The 15,924-nt window shown below is 73.5% G+C and carries 18 protein-coding genes; 11 read left to right on the top strand and 7 right to left on the bottom strand.

Features of this window, described 5'->3' with window-relative positions; genetic code table 11:
* Positions 1-266 precede the first annotated feature (266 nt).
* The gene (locus tag IF43_RS41640) at positions 267-413 is read left to right on the top strand and encodes a hypothetical protein (protein ID WP_158939347.1); all 147 of its coding nucleotides are present in this window, start codon (positions 267-269) and stop codon (positions 411-413) included.
* 44 nt (positions 414-457) lie between these two features.
* Here IF43_RS41640 and IF43_RS0116345 read toward each other — a convergent pair whose 3' ends face one another.
* The gene (locus tag IF43_RS0116345) at positions 458-850 is read right to left on the bottom strand and encodes a nuclear transport factor 2 family protein (protein WP_030200471.1); all 393 of its coding nucleotides are present in this window, start codon (positions 848-850) and stop codon (positions 458-460) included.
* Between the two features lie 92 nt (positions 851-942).
* Between IF43_RS0116345 and IF43_RS0116340 the strand changes: the two genes are divergently transcribed.
* Entirely contained in the window at positions 943-1,587 is a 645-nt protein-coding gene (locus IF43_RS0116340) for a PadR family transcriptional regulator (protein WP_078910211.1), read from the top strand.
* On the opposite strand, the gene glgX is transcribed toward IF43_RS0116340, so the two are convergent.
* Positions 1,541-3,832, bottom strand: a complete 2,292-nt coding sequence (glgX, locus tag IF43_RS0116335) for a glycogen debranching protein GlgX (protein ID WP_030200466.1) — start codon at positions 3,830-3,832, stop codon at positions 1,541-1,543. The two genes, IF43_RS0116340 and glgX, sit on opposite strands and share 47 nt — an antisense overlap.
* Positions 3,833-3,984: 152 nt before the next feature.
* On the opposite strand from glgX, the gene IF43_RS0116330 reads away from it, so the two are divergent.
* The 9 genes from IF43_RS0116330 to IF43_RS0116290 all read left to right on the top strand — a co-directional run bounded on the left by IF43_RS0116330 (position 3,985) and on the right by IF43_RS0116290 (position 12,439).
* Positions 3,985-5,208 (top strand): Ig-like domain-containing protein, encoded by a 1,224-nt coding sequence (locus IF43_RS0116330; RefSeq protein WP_030200459.1) that lies wholly within the window; start codon positions 3,985-3,987, stop codon positions 5,206-5,208.
* A 129-nt stretch (positions 5,209-5,337) separates the two neighbouring features.
* Positions 5,338-5,874, top strand: a complete 537-nt coding sequence (locus tag IF43_RS0116325) for a prealbumin-like fold domain-containing protein (RefSeq protein WP_158939345.1) — start codon at positions 5,338-5,340, stop codon at positions 5,872-5,874.
* Positions 5,875-5,992: 118 nt separating this feature from the next.
* Entirely contained in the window at positions 5,993-6,763 is a 771-nt protein-coding gene (locus IF43_RS0116320; protein WP_234332201.1) for a L,D-transpeptidase family protein, read from the top strand.
* A 157-nt stretch (positions 6,764-6,920) separates the two neighbouring features.
* On the top strand, positions 6,921-8,168 hold the full coding sequence (locus tag IF43_RS0116315; RefSeq protein ID WP_051795424.1) for an Ig-like domain-containing protein: 1,248 nt from the start codon (positions 6,921-6,923) through the stop codon (positions 8,166-8,168).
* Positions 8,169-8,218: 50 nt separating this feature from the next.
* Complete coding sequence (locus IF43_RS0116310; protein WP_030200455.1) at positions 8,219-8,986, top strand: enoyl-CoA hydratase/isomerase family protein; 768 nt, start codon at positions 8,219-8,221, stop codon at positions 8,984-8,986.
* A gap of 230 nt (positions 8,987-9,216) precedes the next feature.
* A complete protein-coding gene (locus IF43_RS0116305; RefSeq protein WP_030200453.1) occupies positions 9,217-9,729 on the top strand; it encodes an ATP-binding protein in 513 nt (170 codons plus the stop codon).
* Positions 9,730-10,135: 406 nt separating this feature from the next.
* The gene (locus IF43_RS0116300) at positions 10,136-10,936 is read left to right on the top strand and encodes a polysaccharide deacetylase family protein (protein WP_030200443.1); all 801 of its coding nucleotides are present in this window, start codon (positions 10,136-10,138) and stop codon (positions 10,934-10,936) included.
* Positions 10,933-12,144, top strand: coding sequence for a PQQ-binding-like beta-propeller repeat protein (locus tag IF43_RS0116295; RefSeq protein ID WP_051795422.1), 1,212 nt, complete (start codon positions 10,933-10,935; stop codon positions 12,142-12,144). Before IF43_RS0116300 ends, IF43_RS0116295 begins: the two co-directional genes overlap by 4 nt.
* Before the next feature lie 82 nt (positions 12,145-12,226).
* Positions 12,227-12,439, top strand: coding sequence for an EF-hand domain-containing protein (locus tag IF43_RS0116290; protein ID WP_030200436.1), 213 nt, complete (start codon positions 12,227-12,229; stop codon positions 12,437-12,439).
* Positions 12,440-12,487: 48 nt separating this feature from the next.
* Here the strand turns inward: IF43_RS0116290 and IF43_RS0116285 are convergent, their stop codons facing one another.
* The 5 genes from IF43_RS0116285 to IF43_RS0116265 all read right to left on the bottom strand — a co-directional run bounded on the left by IF43_RS0116285 (position 12,488) and on the right by IF43_RS0116265 (position 15,915).
* Positions 12,488-13,048 (bottom strand): PadR family transcriptional regulator, encoded by a 561-nt coding sequence (locus tag IF43_RS0116285; protein WP_030200432.1) that lies wholly within the window; start codon positions 13,046-13,048, stop codon positions 12,488-12,490.
* Between the two features lie 34 nt (positions 13,049-13,082).
* Positions 13,083-13,904 carry an energy-coupling factor ABC transporter ATP-binding protein gene (locus IF43_RS0116280; RefSeq protein WP_030200431.1) on the bottom strand — a complete coding sequence of 274 codons (822 nt, stop codon included), beginning with the start codon at positions 13,902-13,904 and terminating at the stop codon, positions 13,083-13,085.
* A gap of 74 nt (positions 13,905-13,978) precedes the next feature.
* Positions 13,979-14,728, bottom strand: coding sequence for a cobalt ECF transporter T component CbiQ (gene cbiQ / locus IF43_RS0116275; protein WP_030200430.1), 750 nt, complete (start codon positions 14,726-14,728; stop codon positions 13,979-13,981).
* A gap of 3 nt (positions 14,729-14,731) precedes the next feature.
* The gene (locus tag IF43_RS42730; RefSeq protein WP_030200428.1) at positions 14,732-15,217 is read right to left on the bottom strand and encodes an energy-coupling factor ABC transporter substrate-binding protein; all 486 of its coding nucleotides are present in this window, start codon (positions 15,215-15,217) and stop codon (positions 14,732-14,734) included.
* Positions 15,214-15,915 carry an energy-coupling factor ABC transporter permease gene (locus tag IF43_RS0116265; protein WP_030200425.1) on the bottom strand — a complete coding sequence of 234 codons (702 nt, stop codon included), beginning with the start codon at positions 15,913-15,915 and terminating at the stop codon, positions 15,214-15,216. The genes IF43_RS42730 and IF43_RS0116265 overlap by 4 nt, the downstream gene beginning before the upstream one ends.
* Positions 15,916-15,924: the final 9 nt, after the last annotated feature.

Raw genomic sequence — 15,924 nt, 5'->3', positions numbered from 1 at the left:
GCGCCGGTGGGGTGCTCTAGCGTCGGAAGAGCGGGGGTGGCCGACGCGTGAGCCGGTCGCCTTCCGGAATGCCTGCTCCGCGCCGCCCCCGCCCGCGGTCCGGCGCACTCGCGGATCGCGTGACCGACCGAGAGAGCAGGTGCATCCGCATGCGTCCGTCGGCCCGCCTCCCCGGTGTCCTCGCCGCCCTGGTCCTCGCGGCCGGCGGCGTCGCCGTCGCCGCCCCGGCAGCGTCCGCCAGCGTCCAGGACTGTACGAAGTACGTGGTGGCACACGGCAAGAAGTCCACGTCCGACATCGCCCAGGGGTGCTACCAGGGCTCCATCGGCAACCAGACCAGCTGCGTCGCCACCCTCCAGCAGGCCGGCCTCTCCTCGAGCGACGCGGGCGGGGCCTGCCGCGCGGCCCGCTAGCGGCGGGCGCGCGGGCCGAGGGGCTCCTCCCTCCGCCGGGCTGCCTAGGCCTGCGCCGCCTCCTGGGCGATGCGGTCGAACTGGGCGCCCATCGCCTCGGCGAGGGCGTTGGCCGCGGACAGGGGGCGGACCATGACCGTGAAGGCGTCGATCCGGCCGGCCTCGTCGAAGTGCAGGAAGTCGCAGCCCTGGATCCGCTTGCCGCCCACCGTCGCGTTGAAGACGAAGGCGTGGTCGCGGCCGGCCGGGTCGGCGATCTCCCGCTCGTAGGCGAAGTCCTCGAAGACGCGGTCCGCCGCACGCAGGATCGCGGCGGTGATCGCCCTGCCCCGGTACGGCTTGAAGACGACCGGGCTGGTGAACACGACGTCGTCGGCCAGCAGGGCCTCCAGCGCCGCGTGGTCATGGGTCTCGACGGCCTTGCGGAACGGGTGCACGGCGTCCCCTCGCTAGTAAAAAAATTGAATAGGTGTGGATGAGGGTAGGGAGGGTGGTCCCGCCCTGTCCAGACCCGCGCTACCGTGGCGGGATGGCACTGCGCAACGCCCTGATGGCCGCCCTGCTGGAGGGCGAGGCGTCCGGCTACGACCTGGCCAAGGAGTTCGACGCCTCCGTCGCCAACTTCTGGATGGCCACGCCCCAGCAGCTCTACCGCGAGCTGGAGCGCATGACGGCCGACGGCCTCGTCACCGCCCGCGTCGTCGAGCAGGAGCGCCGCCCCAACAAGCGGCTGTTCGCGCTCACCGACGCGGGCCGGGCCGCCGTCCGCGCGTACGTCGCCGAGCCGCCGGCCCGGCCCACCGCGATCCGCGACGAGCTGATGGTCAAGGTCTCCTGCGCCGACGTCGGCGACCTCGACGCCGTCCGCGCCGCGATCGGCGAGCGGATGGACTGGGCCGCAGCCAAGCTCGCCCGCTACGAGCGGCTGCGCGAGCGGCTGCTCGCCGGGCGCACCGAGGACGAGTTCTTCGACACGGCCGAGCGCGTCGGCCCGTACCTCACCCTGCTGCGGGGGATGGCCTTCGAACGCGAGAACCTGACGTGGGGCCGCACCGCCCTGCGCCGGCTCGACCGCCGCGCCGCGGCGCGCACGGCGGCCCCTCCGGCCCCTCCGGTCGGTCCGCCGGTCACCCCGTCACCTTCAGCAGCAGCACCGCCCGCGCCGGCACCGTGAGCGGCTGCCCGCCCCGGTAGCGCACCCCCGGCGCGGCCGCCTGGTCCTCCCGCGCGGTGTCCACCACCAGCTCGTACGTCCGGGCCCACGGCTCCCCGGGCAGCGTCCACGCCAGCGGCCGGTCCCCGGCGTGCAGCAGCGCCAGGAAGCTGTCGTCGGTCACCTTCCGGCCCCGGGCGTCCCGCCCCGGGATGTCCCGCCCGGACAGGAACAGCCCCAGCGCCGACCTCGGTTCGTACCAGTCCGACTCCGTCATCTCCGTCCCCCCGGGCGTGAACCACGCCAGGTCCCGCAGCCCGTCCGGCTGCTGCGGCCGCCCCGCGAAGAACGCCCGCCGGCGCAGCACGGGATGGGCCCGGCGCAGCCCGATCAGCCGTGCCGTCAGCGCGAACAGCTCCCGCCAGCCCGGCGCGTCGCGCAGCGACCAGTCCACCCACCCCGTCTCGTTGTCCTGGCAGTACGCGTTGTTGTTGCCGCCCTGGGTCCGGCCGAACTCGTCCCCCGCCACCAGCATCGGCACGCCCGTGGACATCAGCAGCGTGGTCACCAGGTTGCGCAGCTGGCGGCGGCGCAGCGCGCCGATCCGCGGGTCGTCCGTCTCGCCCTCGACCCCGCAGTTCCAGGACCGGTTGTCGTTCGTGCCGTCCCGGTTGTCCTCGCCGTTGGCCTGGTTGTGCTTGCGCTCGTACGAGACGAGGTCGCGCAGGGTGAACCCGTCGTGCGCGGTCACGAAGTTCACCGACGCGTACGGGCGGCGGCCGCCCCACGCGTACAGGTCGCTGGAGCCCGACAGCCGGTAGCCCAGGTCCCGTACGTCCGGCAGCGCGCCCCGCCAGAAGTCCCGCACCGCGTCCCGGTAGCGGTCGTTCCACTCCGTCCACAGGGGCGGGAAGGCGCCGACCTGGTAGCCGCCCGAGCCCACGTCCCACGGCTCGGCGATCAGCTTCACCCGGCGCAGCACCGGGTCCTGCGCGATCACCGCGAGGAAGGGGGAGAGCATGTCGACGTCGTGCATGGAGCGGGCCAGGGCCGCCGCCAGGTCGAAGCGGAAGCCGTCCACCCCCATCTCCGTCACCCAGTACCGCAGCGAGTCCGTGATCAGCCGCAGCACGTGCGGGCGGCCCGCGTGCAGGGTGTTGCCGCAGCCCGTGTAGTCGGCGTACCGGCGCTGGTCGGACTGGAGCCGGTAGTAGCCCCGGTTGTCGATCCCGCGCAGGGACAGCGTCGGGCCCAGCTCGCCCGCCTCGGCGGTGTGGTTGTAGACCACGTCGAGGATCACCTCGATCCCGGCCGCGTGCAGCGCCCGCACCATCTGCTTGAACTCGCCGACCTGCTGGCCCGCCGTGCCGGAGGCCGCGTAGCCGGCGTGCGGGGCGAAGTAGCCGATCGAGTTGTAGCCCCAGTGGTTGCGCAGGCCCCGGCGCAGCAGGTGGTCCTCGTGCGCGAACTGGTGCACCGGCAGCAGCTCCACCGCCGTGACCCCGAGCCGGGTCAGGTGCGCGATCGCCGCCGGGTGCGCCAGACCCGCGTAGGTGCCGCGCAGCTGCGGGGGGACGTCCGGGTGGCGCATCGTGAACCCGCGGACGTGCAGCTCGTAGATGACCGAGTCGGCCCACGGCGTCTTCGGGCGCACGTCGTCCGCCCAGTCGTCGTCATCGTGGACGACCACGCCCTTGGGCACGTACGGCGCCGAGTCCCGGTCGTCGCGCACGGTGTCCGCGATGTACTGCTGGGGCCAGTCCCGGACGTGCCCGTACACCTCCGGCGGCAGGGCGAAGTCCCCGTCGACGGCCCGGGCGTACGGGTCCAGCAGGAGCTTGGCCGGGTTGAACCGGACCCCCGTCCACGGGTCCCAGCGGCCGTGCACCCGGTACCCGTACCGCTGCCCCGGCCGTACGCCCGGCACGAAGCCGTGCCAGATCTCGTGCGTGAGTTCCGGCAGGGCGCACCGGGTCTCCGCGCCGCGCTCGTCGAACAGGCACAGTTCGACAGCCTCCGCGCCACCGCCCGCCCACAGCGCGAAGTTGGTGCCCGCCACGCCGTCCGGACCCACCCGGTAGCGGGCCCCCAGCGGGGTCGGCGCCCCGGGCCACACCGGTGGGCCCGGCAGGGCCCGGGCGGGGCGCCTGCCGTTCGTGCGCGGGGCGGGCGCGTGGCCGACCCGCTCTGCCCGGGGGGTCCCGGGCCCGCCCGGGACCGTCTGCTGCCCGCCCGGGACCGCCTCCTGCTCCGCTGCGCTCGACACTCTCCCGCCTCCCGCGGCTCGGGGTACCGGCGGGACGCGGGCCCGCGGCGTCCCGGCCGCGTCCCGTCCCCGTCTGGTCCTTCCCCCTGTCATGCCCGGAACCGAGCCCGGACTCACGTTTCCAGGGGAGGGGCGTGGTCGTTGGGCTGTCCGTGAGATACGTGAAGAGGCGGGCATGGGCGGGCTTGGCCGCCGTGGTGGCGTGGGCGGGGCTGCTGGCGGGCTGCTCCGGCTCCGGAGAGGCCCCGGGCATCGCGGTGGAGCTGCCCGGCAAACCCCGCTCCCCCGATGAGGCCATCCGGGTCACGCCCGACGACGGCGCCCGGGGCGTGCCGGCCGGCGGGCCGCTGACCGTCAGCGTGCCGGAGGGGCGGCTGGAGCGGGTCACGGTCACCAAGGTCGAGGACGCCCAGGAGGAGAGGGTGCCCGGCACGATCGCCCCCGACGGGCTCAGCTGGAGCCCCGACCCGGCCGCCGGGAAGCTGGCGCTGGCCGCCAAGTACACCGTCGACGCGGTGGCCGTCGACGGCCACGACCGGCGCCAGGCCCGGCACACCAGCTTCACCACCTACGTGCCGGAAGAGCGCTTCATCGGCTACTTCAAGCCCGAGAACCGGTCCACCGTCGGCACCGGGATGATCGTCTCCTTCAGCTTCAACCGCTCCATCGAGAACCGGGCCGAGGTCGAGCGGGCCATCACCGTCACCTCCGTCCCGCCGGTGGAGGTGGTCGGCCACTGGTTCGGCGACGAGCGGCTCGACTTCCGGCCCCGCCAGTACTGGAAGCCCGGTACCGAGGTCACGGTCGCCATGCGGCTGCGGGACGTGCAGGGGGCCAAGGGCTCGTACGGCATCCAGAGCAAGACGGTGCGGTTCACCGTCGGCCGCTCCCAGGTCTCCACGGTCGACGCCGAGGAGAAGACCATGGTGGTCCGGCGCGAGGGCAGGGTGCTGGCCACCCTGCCCGTCAGCGCGGGGGCACCGGGCCGCACCACGTACAACGGCAAGATGGTCGCGATGGAGATGTTCGACGTGACCCGGATGAACGGCCGCACCGTCGGCTTCGGCGGCGAGTACGACATCCCCGACGTACCGCACGCGATCCGGCTGACCACCTCGGGCACCTTCCTGCACGGCAACTACTGGGCCTCGCCCGACACCTTCGGCTCCGTCAACACCAGCCACGGCTGCGTGGGCCTGCGCGACGACAAGGGCGGCGGCTCGGACACCCCCGCGGGCTGGTTCTTCGACCGGACCCTCGTCGGGGACGTCGTCGAGGTGGTCAACTCCGAGGACAAGACCGTCGCCCCGGACAACGGGCTCGGCGGCTGGAACCTGTCCTGGGCCGACTGGGTGGCGGGCTCCGCCGTCACCTGAGGGCCCGCAACAGAGTGATCGTCAGATCGGAAAACGCCCCGGCGGGGAGTGTCGGCCACGGCCCCCGCCGGGGCTCCGCCCACCCTGGCACGGGCGTCCCGCGCCCAGCCGACGGACGGACGGAGAGAGATGACACGAAGGAACTGGACCCTCGGCCTCGCGGTGGCCGCGGCCCTGGCCGCCCCGGCCGCCCCGGCCCGGGCGGCGGTCCCCGCGGTCCCGGCCGCCCCCGCCACCGCGGCCCGGACCCCGGCGCACCCGGACTACCGGGGCACGATCCGCGTGGTGAAGACCGACGCCAGGACCGGACGACGGCTGGCCGGCGCGGTCTTCGAGCTGTGGGTGGAGTACAACGCCACGCCCGGCCTCCAGACCCGCGGCATCAACCCGGACATCGAGGCCCTGGGTCCCTGCACCACCGACGCGTACGGCGTCTGCGCCTGGCACGGCCTCACCGAGAACGCCTACTACGTGAAGGAGGTCGCCACCCCCGCCGGCTACGTCCTGCCGAAGCGGCCCGTCACCGGCCCGATCGAGCTCGGCGCCGGCCGGTACCCGCCCGTGCGGGTCACGGTCCCGCGGACGAACGCGCGCGCCGAGCCCGCCGCGGGCGGCACGGGCGGTGGCCGCGGCGAGGGCGACCGGGACGACGACGTCCTGCGCTGACGCCCTTCCGGCGACCGGCCCGACCCCCTTTCGGAGTACCCGCCCAGGCGCCGGGGCGGGTTCCCCACGGACACTGGCCGGAGGGAGCCCGACGCCGACGGGGGGACAGGAGGTCGTCTTGATACCCAGCTCCGTGCCCCGCACGCCCCGTGCCCGGCGCACCCCCTCCGCGGGGGCCGCCGCACTGGCCGCCCTCGCCGTCCTGGCCGCCGCGCCCGCGGTCCGCGCCGCGCCCGCCGGCCCGGCGCCCACCGCCCCCGCGGCGGCGCGCCCCGCCGGCCCGGCCTCCGGGGCCGCGTGCAACGCGCGCACCGGCCCGTACCAGCGGCCCATGGAGGAGTACCTCGGCCGCCCCGTCGACGGCCGGCAGTCCGTCGCCGACTGCGAGGCCATCCGGGCCTTCCAGGAGAAGCAGGGCCTCGAGCTCGCCGACGGCTACGCCGACCTCGTCACGTTCCGCACCATGACCGTCCTCAAGGCCCGCAAGGACCCCAACGCCGACGGCCGCTGCCCGGTCCGGGACTTCCGGGTCACCTGCGTCGACCTGGACCGCCAGGTCCTGTGGGTGCAGGACGGCGAGGACGTCGTGTTCGACGTGGTCCCCGTCCGCAGCGGGCGCGACACCGAGGAGACCCGGCTCGGCTGGCACGAGATCTACTGGCGCGACAAGGACCACGTGTCCACGATCTACAACAACTCGCCCATGCCCTACTCCCAGTTCTTCGACGAGGGCCAGGCCATCCACGGCCGCCTCGACGACCTGTACGACGGCGGCGGCTCGGCCGGCTGCGTCAACCTCGCGCTCAAGGACGCCGAGGCGCTGTGGGACCTCCTGGAGTTGGAGGACCAGGTCTACGTCTGGGGCGCCAAGCCCGGCACGGACGACTGAATCCCCGCCTCCGCCCGCCCCCGCAGGGGGCTGACGTGGGGCGTTGGGACGGAACGGTGACACGGCCGTGTCCGACCGTCGCCCTCCCGTGTGATTTCCTGTCCGCAAGCGCGCGACTACGCGCGCGGGGGACAGGGGATTCCGGGAGAAGACGAAGTTGAACGTGCAGCCGATACCGGGGGAGTCGCGCACGCGACGCGGCCGCGCCCGTACCGCACTGTCCGCCCTGGCGCTGGGGGCGGCCCTGCTGCTCACCTCCGCGTGCAGCGGCGGAGCCACGGCCGGCAAGGGCGGTGACGACGCGAAGGCGCCGGGCGGCAAGCCCGCCGCCGGCACCGAGGCCTCGCAGGCCACACTCAGCATCACGCCCGCCAACGGGGCCAAGGAGGTCGCCACCAGCGGCGCCCTGAAGATCACCGCGGCCAACGGCAAGCTGACCACCGTCACCGTCGCCGACACCAAGGGCAACACCGTGGAGGGCAAGCTGGCCGCCGGCGGCGCCAGCTGGGAGCCCGTGCGCCACCTGGGCGCGGCCACCCAGTACAAGGTGCACGCGGTCGCCACGGACGGCGCGGGGCACGAGACCGCCAAGGACGTCACCTTCACGACGCTGACGCCCAAGAACACCTTCATCGGCCAGTACACGCCCGAGGACGGCTCGACCGTCGGCGTGGGCATGCCGGTCTCGGTCAACTTCACCCGCGGCATCACCAACACCGAGGGCGTCGAGAAGGCCATCACCGTCACCTCCGAGCCCTCGGTGCCGATCGAGGGCCACTGGTTCGGCAACGACCGCCTCGACTTCCGCCCCGAGAAGTACTGGGCGCCCGGCACCAAGGTCACCGTCAAGCTCAACCTCGACGGCGTCGAGGGCCGGCCCGGCGTGTACGGCAAGCAGACCCGCACGGTGAAGTTCACCATCGGGCGCTCCCAGGTCTCCACGGTCGACGCGAGCACCCACCGCATGGTCGTCGTCCGCGACGGCAAGGTCCTCAAGGACCTCCCGATCACCGCGGGCGGCCCGGCCACGACCACGTACAACGGCCAGATGGTCATCAGCGAGAAGTACGAGGTGACCCGCATGAACGGGGCCACGGTCGGCTTCGGCGGCGAGTACGACATCGACGACGTCCCGCACGCCATGCGGCTGTCGAACTCCGGCACCTTCGTGCACGGCAACTACTGGGCCCCGTCCAGCACCTTCGGCTCGGAGAACGTCAGCCACGGCTGCGTCGGCCTGGAGGACGTCCGCGGCGGCTACGACAAGGGGATCCCGGCCGCCTGGTTCTTCAACAGCTCGATCATCGGCGACGTCGTGGTCGTGAAGAACTCCAAGGACAAGCAGATCGCTCCGGAGAACGGGCTCAACGGCTGGAACATGCCGTGGTCGGAGTGGACCTCGTAACACCCGCCGGGGGTTGCCCGCCCCCGGTTAACGGGCACTAACCTGCCCGTATGACCATCTCTCTCGAAGTCTCCGAGGGCGTCGGCACCATCCTGCTGAACCGCCCGCCGATGAACGCCCTGGACATCGCCACGCAGGACGCCCTGCGCACCCTGGCGGAGGAGGCCACGGCCCGCGACGACGTCCGGGCCGTGGTCCTCTACGGCGGTGAGAAGGTGTTCGCGGCGGGCGCGGACATCAAGGAGATGCAGACCATGGACCACGCGGCGATGGTCGCCCGGTCCCGTGCGCTGCAGGACTCCTTCACCGCGGTGGCCCGGATCCCCAAGCCGGTGGTCGCGGCCATCACCGGGTACGCGCTGGGCGGCGGCTGCGAGCTGACCCTGTGCGCCGACTACCGGATCGCCGCGGACAACGCCAAGCTCGGCCAGCCCGAGATCCTGCTCGGCCTGATTCCCGGCGCCGGCGGCACCCAGCGCCTCTCCCGCCTCATCGGCCCGTCCAAGGCCAAGGACCTCATCTTCACCGGCCGGATGGTCAAGGCCGACGAGGCGCTCGCCCTCGGCCTGGTCGACCGGGTCGTGCCGGCCGCCGAGGTGTACGAGCAGGCGCACGCCTGGGCCGCGAAGCTGGCCCAGGGTCCGGCCATCGCCCTGCGCGCCGCGAAGGAGTCGGTGGACGGCGGCCTGGAGGCCGACATCGACACCGGCCTGACCATCGAGCGCAACTGGTTCTCCGCGCTGTTCGCCACCGAGGACCGCGAGATCGGCATGCGCAGCTTCGTCGAGGAGGGGCCCGGCAAGGCGAAGTTCGTCTGACTCCCCCCTGGGGGTGGTTTAGCCGCGGCTTAAAGCAACCTTAAGGAGTTGTGGAGATCCACTCTGCGTGATGACCGCGGAACGGTGGGTCATCGCAGGTCATGGTGGGTTTCTCCCTGTGAAGGTTGCCTCTGGAATATGCCGGACACCCCCTCGGAACGCTCCGTTCCGAGGGGGTGTTTTCGCGGGGAACGGCCTTGCGGACGGCTTCGACCGTTCATGATGAGTGCATGGCGGGCCTGGAGGGTGTGGAGCAGCCGCGGCAGCGCGAGAGCGCTCCCGTCGTACGGTTGACGGCGGCTCTCGAGGACGAAGAGGGCCTGCGGGCCCTGGAGTTGCACGGCAATCCCACCGAGGCCGAAGTGGCGCTCCCGTCCCGCCCGGAGTCCGCCGGTACGGCCCGCCGGCTCACCCAGTGCGTGGTGGTCCGTCAGTGGGGGCTCTCGCCCCAGGTGGCCGAGCACGCGGTGCTGCTCGTCTCCGAACTCGTCGGCAACGCGGTCCGGCACACCGGGGCCCGTTCGTTCGGGCTGCGGATGCTGCGGCGGCGCGGCTGGATCCGGGTGGAGGTGCGGGACCCGTCGCGCGGGCTGCCCTGCCTGATGCCGGTGGGTGACCTGGACGAGAGCGGTCGCGGGCTGTTCCTCGTGGACAAACTGTCCGACCGCTGGGGGGCGGACCTGTTACCCCGGGGCAAGGTCACGTGGTTCGAGATGCGGGTGGCCGACCGTCAGCCGGGCTGACGGGTCCCCGCCGGACCGGTTCCGGATACGCAGAAGCCCCCTGCTGCCGTGGGGTGGGGGCACTGCGGGGGCTTCATGAGTGCGCCGAGGACCTTGTATGGGGTGTGGTCCCCGGCGGCGGGGCGACCTCGCTCGGGTCAACGGGAAGTCGTGCCTCCGACTATGGCAGACGAGGCCTCAACCAGCAAAAGTCCCAAAACGGGCAAAAGTGATCAAATAGTAAGAGTTTCCACCTAAATCCTAGGTGAGATGGGCCACTCACCTCGTAATCGATGAATAAATATTGCATCGGTCGAGTGAATCCTTGATCAAAGGCTGGATGCTCCGCCGAATCCGTCATCTTCGGCAAAGGTCCTGGGTTGGGTCAATCGTTACCTTTCGGGCGTGGCGGCCCTTAAATGGGCGGGTGCCTAGTCATCCGGACCGCCGGGCCCTCCTCCGCACGACCGCCGCAGCGGTCGCCGGGACCCTCGCCGCCGGCTGCGGCGCGGACCCCGACGGGCCGCCGGACCCGCCCGCCGACCGCTCGCCGGCCGCCGCCCCCCGCCCCAGCGTCGACGGGCGACCGGCCGCCACCGCCCCCGCCCCCCGCGCACTGCCCGGCCTGCCCGCCCAGATCGCCCACGGCCCGCACGGCCGCCCCCAGGTCGCCCTCACCTTCCACGGCAGCGGCGACCCGGCCACCGCCCAGGCCCTGCTCGGCGAGGCAGAGAAGGCCGGCGCCCGGCTCACGGTCCTGGCCGTCGGCAGCTGGCTCGACGAACAGCCCGCCATGGCCCGCCGGATCCTCGACGGCGGCCACGAGCTCGGCAACCACACCCAGCGCCACCTCGACGTCAACGCCATGGCTGAGGCCGAGGCGTACGCCGAGATCGACGGCTGCGCGCAGCGGCTGCGCCGGCTCACCGGCTCCATCGGCACCTGGTTCCGGCCCTCCCGGGCCCGGTACGCCAGCCCCCTCGTCCAGCGGCTGGCCCGCCGGGCCGGCTACCCGCACGTCCTGTCGTACGACGTGGACTCCCTCGACTTCACCTCGCCCGGTGCCGCGGCCGTCCTCCGCAACGTCACCGGAACGGTCCGCCCGGGATCGGTGGTGAGCCTGCACTTCGGCTATGCGGACACGGTCGACGCACTGCCGGCCCTCCTCGAAGAACTCACGCGCAGGGGACTGCGCGCGGTGACCACCACGGAGCTGCTGACCCCATGACCACCTCCCACCGCCGCCACTTCCGCCGCTCCCGCACAGCCCGGGCCGCCGCCCTGCTCCTCGCCGGGCTGGCCTCCGCCGCCCTCGCCGGCTGCGGCACGGGCGGCAAGGGCGAGCCCGAGGCGCTCGGCACGCAGGGCGCGGCCCGGGCCCCCCGCGCGGTGCCCGAGATCCCACCCGGGCTGCCGGGCATGCCGCCGCTGCTCGATCCGCGGGACGTGTACGCGGCCGACCGCCCGAACCGGCTCTCCCCGGTGGTCCGGGACTTCCCCTCCCGGGTCTACGTGCCGAACACCACCTCCAACACGGTGTCCGTGATCGACCCGGCCACCTACGAGGTGATCGACACGATCCCGGTCGGCGTCCAGCCCCAGCACGTCGTGCCGTCCTGGGACCTGAAGACGCTGTGGGTGAACAACAACCGCGGCCACACCCTGACCCCCATCGACCCCGCCACCGGCAAGGCCGGCACGCCGGTCGAGGTGCACGACCCGTACAACCTGTACTTCACGCCCGACGGGAAGTACGCCGTCGTCATGGCCTCCATGGACCGCGAACTCGTCTTCCGGGACCCGCACACCATGGCCGTGGCCAAGACCGTCCCCGTCGACTGCTACGGCGTCAACCACGCGGACTTCTCCGCCGACGGCCGCTACTTCATCGTGTCCTGCGAGTTCTCCGGGGAACTCCTCAAGGTCGACACCGCGAAGATGGAGGTCCTCGCCAAGCAGCGGCTCCCCTTCGAGGGCGCGATGCCGCAGGACGTGAAGATCTCCCCGGACGGCAGGACCTTCTACATCGCCGACATGATGGCGCACGGCATGTGGGTGCTGGACGGCGAGAAGTTCACCGAGCCGAAGCTCCTGCCCACCGGGAAGGGCTGCCACGGCCTGTACGTGAGCCGCGACTCGAAGGAGATGTACGTCTCCAACCGCGGCGAGGGCACCATCTCGATCTTCGACTTCACGCAGAACAGGCTGACGAAGAAGTGGCGCCTGCCCGACGGCGGCAGCCCCGACATGGGCGGCGTCTCCGCCGACGGCAAGGTGCTGTGGCTGTCCGGCCGCTACAACGGAGAGGTGTACGCCGTCGACACCCGGACCGGCCGGCAGCTGGCCCGCATCCCGGTCGGCGGCGGACCGCACGGCCTGGCCGTCTACCCGCAGCCGGGCCGCTACTCCCTCGGCCACACCGGCATCTTCCGGTAGGGGCGTCCCCTGGGTGCCGCGCCCGCGCGAGGGGTCGCTAACCTTGCCCGGTCAGCAAGCACCAGCAAAGGGGTGGATCCCAGTGGCGGACATCGACAGCGCACGCGAGACCTTCGGCCGGTTCGACGTGGACGGCGACGGCTACGTGACTCCGGAGGAGTTCAAGCACGCCATGGCCGAGATGGGCGACCCCTTCGTGACCGGCCCGGTCGCCGAGGCCGTCATCGCCTCCAAGGACAGCAACCACGACGGCAAGATGAGCTTCGACGAGTTCTGGGCCGCCCTGAACAAGTAGTCGAGAGCCACCCCGGCCGCCGGGTGGGGAGCCGCCCGGGGGACACCCCTAGGCCCGCTCCTCACCCGGCGCGCTCATGTCCGAGACCTCCGGCAGCGCCTCCGCGAGCCACCGCAGCCAGAACGTCTCCAGCTCGATCCCGCCCCGCAGCACCAGCCGCCGCAGCCGGTCCTCGTCCGCCGTGCGCCGCCCGGGCGGGAAGTCCCGCGCCTCGATGGCCTCGTACACCTCCAGCTGCCCGCGGTGCAGCTCCTCGTGCCGGCGCAGCTCGGCCGCCAGGCCGGCCACCCCGACCACGCCCGCCGCCCGCAGCCGCAGCAGCAGCGGGTCCCGGATCGGCTTGGGGTCCTGGCTCTCGCCGACCCACCGGACCAGCTCCTCGCGCCCGGCCGGCAGCACCTCGAACTCCTTCTTCTGCCCGCGCGCGGGCACCTCGGTCGGCAGCGCCCGGATCAGCCCCGCCTCCTCCAGCTTCCCCAGCTCGCGGTAGATCTGCTGGTGGGTGGCCGACCAGAAGTAGCCGATCGACCTGTCGAACCGCCGGGTCAGCTCCAGCCCGGAGGACGGCTTCTCCAGCAGTGCGGTGAGGATCGCGTGCGGCAGTGACATGCGGTCATCCTAGGAGCGCGCTGCCCGCCGCCGGTCAGCGGTTCGCCGCCGACCAGGCCGCCAGGGCCTCCGGGGTGCGCGGGCCCGGGACGTCGGGGGCCAGCAGGCCCCGCTCGCGCAGCACCGCCGTGACCGCCGTCGGCCAGGGCAGCCGCAGACCCGCCCTGGCCAGCAGGTCCGGGTCGGCCAGCAGCTCGGGCGCCGGGCCGGTACGCACCCCCTCCGGCACCAGCACCGCCGCGTCGTCCGCCCAGCGCAGGGCCAGGTCCACGTCGTGCGTGGCCATGACCACCGTCGTGCCCAGCTCCCGCAGCCCGGCCAGCGCCGCCAGCAGCCGCTCCTGGCCCTGCGGGTCGAGGCCCGCCGTCGGCTCGTCCAGGATCAGCAGCCGGGGCCGCATGGCCACCGCCCCCGCGATCGCCGCCCGCTTGCGCTGCCCGTACGAGAGGAGGTGCGTGGGGCGGTCCCGCAGGGCCGTGATGTCGAGGGCGGCCAGGGCCTCGTCCACCCGGGCCCGCACCTCCGGCTCCGGCAGCCCGAGGTTCAGCGGCCCGAACGACACGTCCTGGCCCACCGACGCCGCGAACAGCTGGTCGTCGGGGTCCTGGGTGACCAGCTGCACGGAGGTGCGCAGCCGGGTCAGGCCGGCCCGGTCGTACCGCACCCGCTCGCCGTCCAGCCGCAGCTCGCCCGAACCGGGCCGCAGCCCGCCGCTCAGCAGCCGCATCAGCGTGGTCTTGCCGGCCCCGTTGCGGCCGAGCAGCGCCATCGTGCGCCCCCGCGGCACGGCGAAGTCGAGCCCCGCCAGGACCGCCGGCCCGTCCTCGTACGCGTACCCCGCGCCCACCAGCTGCACGAGCGCCGCTCCGGCGCCCTGCGGCGTCCCCGCGCCCTGCGGTGTCCCCGCCGGCTCCGTCGGCTCCTTCGGCCTCACAGCCCCAGTCCTCTCAGTCCGTACGTCGCCGCGGCGACCGCGGCCAGCAGGGCGCCGGTGGCGCCCAGGAAGCGCCACGACACCGCCGCCTCCGGGACCAGGACGCGCAGCGTCCCGTCGTACCCGCGTCCGGCCAGCCCCGACTGGAGCCGGGCGGCCCGGTCGAAGGCGCGGACGAACGCCGTGGCGGCCAGCCCGGCCAGCGAACGCCAGGCCGCCGCCCGGCTGGTGTGCCCCAGCCGGGCGGCCTGCGCGTGCCGGATCCGGGCCACCGCGTCCAGCAGCAGGAAGCCGATCCGGTACATGACGAGCGCCACGTCCACCACGGGTGCCGGCACCCCCGCCCGCACCAGGCGGGGCAGCAGGTCCGAGACCGGGGTGGTGAACGCGAACAGCAGCACCCCGAGGGACGCGGCGGACGTGCGCAGCAGCAGGTCCACGGCCTGACCCGGGCCGCCCGGGGCCGCCGAGACCCAGCCGTCCGGGCCGCCGAGCCGGACCAGCAGCGGCAGCGCCCCGGTCACGCAGAAGCCGAGCGGCACCCGGAAGGCCCGCCACAGCTGACGGGGCGCCACCCCGGCCGGCCCGAGCAGCACCCCGAGCGCGGCGGCCGACACCAGCGGCCCGCCCGGCCAGGGCGGCAGGCAGACCGCGGCGACCGTCAGGCCGAGTCCGAGCACGGCCTTCTCGGCCGGGTGGCGGTGGCGCCAGCGGCTGCCGTGGGCCGCCGCGTCGATGGGGAGCACCGGCTACGACTCCCCGCGGGGCGCGTCGTCACCGGCACGCGCGGCCCCGGCCGCCCCCGACCCCTCCGGCGCGGCGGTCGTGCCCGGCGCCGGCCCGGGCCGCGCCGCGGTCTTCGCCTCGGCCTCGTCCAGCGCGGCGGCCGCGGCCACCACCGCCGCCCGGGACCACGCCCTGCCTTCCCGGAGGCCCTCCTCCCGGCCCTGCCGGCGGCCCCGGCGCACCCCGAAGTAGTACGCCAGGACGCCCGCGCCCAGGGCCGCCTGGAGGGCGAACAACGCGGACTCGATCTCGCCGGACGGCGGTTCGTACAGCGGAGCGAACCACGGCTCGTAGTCCGGCTCCAGCTCGGTGATCGCCGCCTCGGCCTGCGCGTCCGCGCCCGTGAACGGCTCGTCCTTGCCCTCGCCCAGCCCCAGCACGAGCGGCAGCACCGCCAGCGCGGCGACCAGGACGAGGAGCAGCGTGTTGATCTTCGCGTTCCGGCTCATCGGACGGCCGCCCCGTCGTCCTCGGCCCGCGCGGCCGTGCCGGGGAGCACCCCGAGCCGCGTCAGGTCGCCCTTGCTGGACTGCACGAGCAGCCGCACGACCAGCACGGTCAGCAGGCCCTCGCTCACCGCGAGAGGCACCTGGGTGACGGCGAAGATGCCGCCGAACTTCGCGAGCGCGCCCGCGAAACCGGACGAGGGGTCCGGGAAGGCCAGCGCCAGCTGCACGCTGGTGACGCAGTAGGTGCTCAGGTCGGCGACGAAGGCGCCGACGAACACCGGGACCATCAGCGGCAGGTCGAACCGGCGCAGCAGCCGGTACGCCGCGTAGCCCGCCCACGGCCCCGCGATCGCCATCGAGAAGACGTTCGCGCCCAGCGTCGTCAGGCCCCCGTGGGCCAGCAGCAGGGCCTGGAAGAGCAGAGTGATGGTGCCCAGTACCGCCATGACGGGCGGCCGGAACAGGATCGCGCCCAGGCCCGTGCCCGTGGGGTGCGAGCAACTGCCCGTCACCGAGGGGATCTTCAGGGCGGACAGGACGAAGGTGAACGCTCCGGACGCGCCGAGCAGCAGGGTGCTCTCGGGGTTCTCCTTCACCTCGCGGGTCAGGGCGCGGACGCCGTGCGCGACGAAGGGGGCGGACGCCACGCCCCAGGCGGCGGCGTGCAACGGGGGCAGGAAGCCCTCGGCTATGTGCATGTGTGGGGA

It is taken from the genome of Streptomyces sp. NRRL S-87 (genome assembly GCF_000719335.1).
Taxonomy (GTDB): Bacteria; Actinomycetota; Actinomycetes; order Streptomycetales; family Streptomycetaceae; genus Streptomyces.
This window is presented reverse-complemented; position numbering and strand designations above follow the sequence as displayed.

Excerpts from the sequence above, each read along its gene's own strand:
- IF43_RS0116340 (WP_078910211.1), top strand. The coding sequence starts at position 943 with ATGGCACTGCGCAACGCCCTGATGGCCGCCCTGCTGGAGGGCGAGGCG.
- IF43_RS0116285 (WP_030200432.1), bottom strand. The coding sequence starts at position 13,048 with ATGTCACTGCCGCACGCGATCCTCACCGCACTGCTGGAGAAGCCGTCC.
- IF43_RS0116325 (WP_158939345.1), top strand. The coding sequence starts at position 5,338 with ATGACACGAAGGAACTGGACCCTCGGCCTCGCGGTGGCCGCGGCCCTG.
- IF43_RS0116295 (WP_051795422.1), top strand. The coding sequence starts at position 10,933 with ATGACCACCTCCCACCGCCGCCACTTCCGCCGCTCCCGCACAGCCCGG.
- IF43_RS0116265 (WP_030200425.1), bottom strand. The coding sequence starts at position 15,915 with ATGCACATAGCCGAGGGCTTCCTGCCCCCGTTGCACGCCGCCGCCTGG.
- IF43_RS0116310 (WP_030200455.1), top strand. The coding sequence starts at position 8,219 with ATGACCATCTCTCTCGAAGTCTCCGAGGGCGTCGGCACCATCCTGCTG.
- IF43_RS0116305 (WP_030200453.1), top strand. The coding sequence starts at position 9,217 with ATGGCGGGCCTGGAGGGTGTGGAGCAGCCGCGGCAGCGCGAGAGCGCT.
- IF43_RS42730 (WP_030200428.1), bottom strand. The coding sequence starts at position 15,217 with ATGAGCCGGAACGCGAAGATCAACACGCTGCTCCTCGTCCTGGTCGCC.